Annotated in this window: 5 protein-coding genes and 1 pseudogene; 4 read left to right on the top strand and 2 right to left on the bottom strand. The window is 33.1% G+C overall.

Annotated features, from left to right (window positions below; all coding sequences use genetic code 11):
- Positions 1–915, bottom strand: a pseudogene (locus ACJAX4_RS21645) (hypothetical protein); the annotation flags it as partial.
- A gap of 183 nt (positions 916–1,098) precedes the next feature.
- On the opposite strand from ACJAX4_RS21645, the gene ACJAX4_RS21640 reads away from it, so the two are divergent.
- From ACJAX4_RS21640 to ACJAX4_RS21630, 3 genes are all read left to right on the top strand, one after another.
- Positions 1,099–3,168: a cell wall-binding repeat-containing protein gene (locus ACJAX4_RS21640; protein ID WP_435791513.1), complete on the top strand. Its 2,070-nt coding sequence runs from the start codon at positions 1,099–1,101 to the stop codon at positions 3,166–3,168.
- A 147-nt stretch (positions 3,169–3,315) separates the two neighbouring features.
- Positions 3,316–4,551 (top strand): MBL fold metallo-hydrolase, encoded by a 1,236-nt coding sequence (locus tag ACJAX4_RS21635; protein ID WP_435791512.1) that lies wholly within the window; start codon positions 3,316–3,318, stop codon positions 4,549–4,551.
- Positions 4,552–4,560: 9 nt separating this feature from the next.
- A complete protein-coding gene (locus tag ACJAX4_RS21630; RefSeq protein WP_435791511.1) occupies positions 4,561–4,773 on the top strand; it encodes a DUF3006 domain-containing protein in 213 nt (70 codons plus the stop codon).
- A gap of 216 nt (positions 4,774–4,989) precedes the next feature.
- Here ACJAX4_RS21630 and ACJAX4_RS21625 read toward each other — a convergent pair whose 3' ends face one another.
- A complete protein-coding gene (locus tag ACJAX4_RS21625) occupies positions 4,990–5,136 on the bottom strand; it encodes a hypothetical protein (RefSeq protein ID WP_435791510.1) in 147 nt (48 codons plus the stop codon).
- A 295-nt stretch (positions 5,137–5,431) separates the two neighbouring features.
- Between ACJAX4_RS21625 and ACJAX4_RS21620 the strand changes: the two genes are divergently transcribed.
- The coding region (locus tag ACJAX4_RS21620; RefSeq protein ID WP_435791509.1) for a hypothetical protein at positions 5,432–5,661 on the top strand (230 nt) is incomplete at its 3' end.

Genomic DNA, 5,661 nt, shown 5'->3' with positions numbered 1-5,661 from the left:
TCTAAATTCAGCTAATGCTACTATTCCAGTGACACTGTCGTGTCTGCTAGCTTCTACAAATCGCAGATAAATAGGTAAATCTATCTTATATTTTTTATTATAGACAGATAAAGCATAGAGAGTGTAGCCGTAAAACCAACGATTTTCATGGCTATCCCAACCCCAATTAGCATTTGTGTCAGAAAGTCTACGAGGGCACTTGCAATCGTAAATTCCATTTTGACGACAGTCACAAATTTTAGAACCATAGTAAGAAGACTTACAGTGAACACAAGTACCATCACCGCCAACTGTAAGTTTATCTTTTTCTATTAAATTAAGATCAAAAGAGGGCACTACAGCAACTAATGAGAATATTTTTTGAAGCAGCCTTTCGGCTCTTAGGGAAAATGAACGACCAGCTTCAAAAAAATTTGAAATTCTCCTAACAACACCAGATTTTTTATTAGGAAGCTTTTTATTTTTCCCGGGTGCCATAATTTTAGAGGGTTTTTTCTTATACGAATATATTTTTCTTAGGTTTACTCTGTCGGTAAACAGATCTGAGAGCCATAATCTAGAGATAAAATCATAATGAGCACCAAGTGATGGGACATTATTTATAGTGCATCCTATACAGGTTGTAAGTAACTCACTTGCATGAAGCTTTTTAACCCAGTTGGTAATACTTATTTCCTTTTGAAAAAGCATTAAAGAAAATGAACGAAATATTTCAGGTTGAAAGGTTGCAGGTCTACCAATATTAGAATAATAAGGTTTTAATATCTCTTTAAGAATATCTAAGTCTAAGCAATACAACTTAGAGATAGAAGGTTCAAGTTCTATAATTTTTTTAGGAAAAGATTTGTAGAAACATGAGAGATTTGAAATAATAAATTGCTGATAATCAGCATGAGAACTCCAGTTTTTAAGCATAAAATAATCCTCCTAGTAAAACATGTGTTTAGGAGGAGGACCGCAAAATTTTACAGACTTGTCAAGTGTTTTATGCGGAAAAAGTGGGGGAATCAACAAAAATTAATGATGCTAAAAATGAGTAATCACAGGAGCTAAGGAGTTTCCGTGAAAGCTCTACTTTACATAAGGGGGATATAAATAATGAAAAACAAAAAATGTATATTAGTATCTTTTATTATGATTTTTACATTAATAATTACATTGAGAGTGTATGCTGCGGATATACCTTCATCAAAAAGAATTGCTGGAGACAACAGATATAGCACAGCAGTAGAAATTTCAAAAGATGGATGGCAAACTTCAAATAACGTTATAATTGCTACAGGTGAAGATTTTCCAGATGCTTTATGCGCAGCGCCACTCGCAAAACAGTTGGACGCTCCGATACTTTTAACAGGTAAGAATACTTTAAATGCAAACACTAGTCTTGAGTTAACAAGATTAATAGCTAATAAAGTATATATTATAGGTGGACCAGGAGTAGTTTCTGACACAGTGAAGAAGCAAATAGAGTCACAGGGAATAACTTGTGAACGTATTTTTGGAAATAATAGATATGCTACATCAATAGAAGTTGCAAAACATTTAAACTTGGCTAGTGAAATAGTTGTGGCTACGGGTAATAATTTTCCGGATGCGCTTTCAATTGCTCCAATTGCAGCTAAAAACGGATTGCCAATTATACTAACAAATAAAACAAACCTTACGGATGATGTACTGACTTATATAAATAGTAAAAACATTACGAAGTCCTATATAATAGGTGGTATAGGTGTTATAACTGATAATGTTAAAGCTCAATTACCTTCACCAGATAGGATATATGGTTCTAATCGTTACGAGACGAATATAGCTATATTAAACCGTTTTAATAGTGAACTTAATTTTGCAACATCATATTTGGCAACGGGTAGTGATTTTCCCGACGCTCTTGCAGGGTCTGCTTTAGCACCAAAATCAATGTCACCAATAATACTTACCGGTAAAACCCCAAGTCCAGTAACAAAAAATTATGTGTTAGGTAAATTACCATTAATAACATCATTGAACACTCTTGGGGGAATGGGTGTTATTCCTGATACCACAATAAGCATTTTACTTGGCGATATAAAAGAACCTGCACTTTTAAGCGTTAATTATATTGACGTAGGTCAAGCAGACAGTATTCTCTTACAGCAAGGATCAAACTCAATGTTAATTGATGCAGGGAATAATGCGGATAGTGAATTAGTTGAAAAATATATATCAGATAAAGGTATAACAAAGTTAGATTATGTAATTGGAACCCACCCACATGAAGATCATATCGGAGGTCTTGATTATATAATCAATAGTTTTCAAATAGGCCAAATATACATGCCTAAAGCTACATCAACTACAAAGACATTTGAAGATGTAGTAACAGCTATTAAAAATAAAGGTATGAAAGCTACAGTTCCAACACCAGGAGAAAGTTTTAAATTAGGAGAAGCTACATGCACTATATTAGCTCCAAATGGGAGTGGATACAGTGATGTTAATAATGAATCTATAGTTATTAAAGTAACATTTGGAAGTAATTCATTCTTATTTACTGGAGATGCAGAAGATGTATCCGAAAATGAGATGTTATCAAAAGGTTATGATCTTAAAGCAGATGTACTTAAAATAGGTCATCATGGAAGTACTTCTTCTACAACACAAAGTTTTTTAAATGCAGTCAATCCAAAGTATGCAGTAATAAGTGTTGGAGAAGGTAACACCTATGCTCATCCTGCCAAAGAAACTATGGGTAGACTTAATTCTCAAAAAATATCAGTATATAGAACTGATGAATCAGGAGACATTATAGCAATTTCAGATGGTAATAACATAACTTTTAATGTTAAAGCTAGTGAAACACCAATAGATCCACCAATAGAGCCAAATAATGCAGATGTAAAAATGACATCTATAGGCTTAAAAAGTGAGATAGTAACAATTAAAAATTCAGGTACCGATGATGTAGATATGACAGGGTGGAAACTGTTAAGTACAGTAGGCATGCAAACTTATGATTTACCAAATGATTTCATTTTAAAAGCAGGAACTACAATATATATTACAAGTGGAGCAAATGCTAAGGATGATGGAAAAGTATATTTGAAATGGTCCGGTTCTTATATTTGGAACAACGATGGAGATTTAGGTGAACTTTATGATTCCAATAATCAGTTAGTATCATCTAAGTAACGGAAATTAACATACACTGCTAAAAAGTAGTTGAGACTTATGATTAACATTCAAGCAATTGTGAACCAGATAAGTTTTTTCATTAAAATATGCGTATGGTAATTTATTATGACTTAAAGTATAAATATATATTCTAGGGGGATTAACATGAAAAAGTATCTAAGTTTCATTTTGGGATTAATGCTTATGTTCAGTTTAGTTGGATGCTCAAGCACATCTGAAAAAACTCCAACAGCAGTTACAACTCAGAAAGTACAGAACGCTCCAACAGTTTCCCCTCAACAAGTAGAAGTAGATAAGACTATAACAAAAGAAGCACCTGAACAGAAGGAAGATACAACATCAGTTATTAAGGATAGTAAAACTGTAACTGGTCAACTTAAAGTTCATTATATAGACGTAGGCCAGGCAGATAGTATATTAGTACAACAAGGCAATTCAAATATGCTTATTGATGCGGGAAATAACGGTGATGCTCAAGTTATTAAAAATTATTTAGATAATCAAGGCGTTAAATCTCTTGATGCCGTAATTGGAACTCATGCGCATGAGGATCACATAGGAAGCATGGACTATATTATCGATTCATTTAAAGTGGGGAACGTATACTTTCCAAAACAGACTGCAACTACTAATACTTTTAAAGATTTTGTAAGTTCAGTCAAGAATAAAGGACTAAAATTAACAGCGCCAAAGGTAGGTAGTACATTTAATATAGGTGATGCAATTGTTACCATACTAGCACCTATTGGAACAGGCTATGACGATGCAAATGATTACTCTATTGTTGTAAAAGTCACCTTTGGCAATACATCATTTTTATTAACCGGAGATGCAGAAGCTGAATCAGAAAGCCAGATGGTGTCAAAGGGGCTAGACCTATCGGCAACAGTACTTAAAGTAGGGCATCATGGAAGTAGGTCTTCTACAGGACAAAGTTTCTTGGACAAGGTAAATCCTAAGTATGCTGTAATAAGCGTTGGCAAAGGTAATAGCTATGGACATCCTACACAAGATGTTATGAACAGACTTAAGACTAAGAATATACCAGTCTATAGAACTGATGAAAGTGGAACAGTTGTTGCTACTTCTAATGGAACTAATGTAAGCTTTAATGTTAGTCCGGGAAGCTATAAAGGCATTGTTTCTAGTGATAGCCCATCATCTAATAACACAGCAACCAGTAAGCCTGTACCAGTGCTTGTTCCTAAGGTGAATACACCAAGTAAGAATCAAAATGTAACGGTATATACTACTAAGACTGGAAGTAAATATCATGCTGACGGATGCACATATTTAAGTAAAAGCAAAATTCCAATAAGCTTAAGTGATGCTAAAGAAAAAGGATTAACGCCAGGTAGTAAATGTAATCCACCACAATAGGAGGAATTTATGAAAGTAATTATAGATAGATTTGAAGGTAATTTTGCGGTATGTGAAAAGGAAGATAGGACTATGATGGATATTGAAAAATCAAAAATCCCCACTACAGCTAAAGAGGGAGATGTTCTTAATATAACTAATGATAGGATAACAATAGATGTTGAAGAAACAGAAAAAAGAAAGAAAGAGATTGAGGAACTTACTAAGGGTTTGTGGAATTGATTTTAAGGAGCAGAGATGCTCTTTTTTTATGGATTTAAACACAAGTGGTGCTCGTATATGCAAATAGCAAATTCTTTAACTGCGGATACATTAATAACATAGAAAGCTTTGTATAATTTGATGTGGCTACTTTTTAATAATTTAATGTCAAGAAACAGTTCATATTTGAAGCCAAGCTCCTTAGCCAATTTGCTTAATATAATTGGTATAATTACACTACTTTCCTCCGATTTTAAAGAAATCAAAAACAACATATTCACGAATTTCTTCTTTTTCATTAAGTACAAAGAGTTTATTCTTCGCTGTAATCGCTACTGAATGCTCTGTAACTGGAGAGGCGAAATCAATCGGGTACCACTTCAAGTAAACATCTCCCAATAAAAGCAATGTTCATTGACTCATCATAGCAATCAATAATGTCTACAACTATTTTTTTAAAAAATTATTTATAGATTCTAAATCATTTTTTTAAAACTTCCTTTTTTAACGGTCTCTTTGCTCGCAAAGGTAAGGTATATACTAATAAAACCTCATTTAAACCTAGATAAATATAAGAAAACCTGAACCCCAAAAGGTATCTATAGGCTTTTTTTATTTGCTTAAAAATAGAGGTATTAATAATTATATGAAGAAATCATGGTAACAGAGGTGAATTGAGTTGAATAAAAAATTTGAGGAAGAATTAGGCGAAATGGAAGCGCGCTATGATTTAACACACGCAGAAATTGGTGATGATTTGTATCACTATACAAATGTTGATGGTATTTTTGGGATATTAAGAAATAGCCAATTATTTATTACGCACCATTGCTTTCTAAATGACATAACAGAGCTTAAATATTTATACGAGTTGGAAATGGAAGCTATAGATTTTTATATACAAAGGGA

Origin of the sequence: Clostridium sp., from assembly GCF_051278035.1 — a bacterium.
Classification (GTDB): domain Bacteria; phylum Bacillota; class Clostridia; order Clostridiales; family Clostridiaceae; genus Clostridium_AD.
Note: the sequence above shows the minus strand (reverse complement) of the source record. Positions and strands in the feature narration are given on the sequence as shown.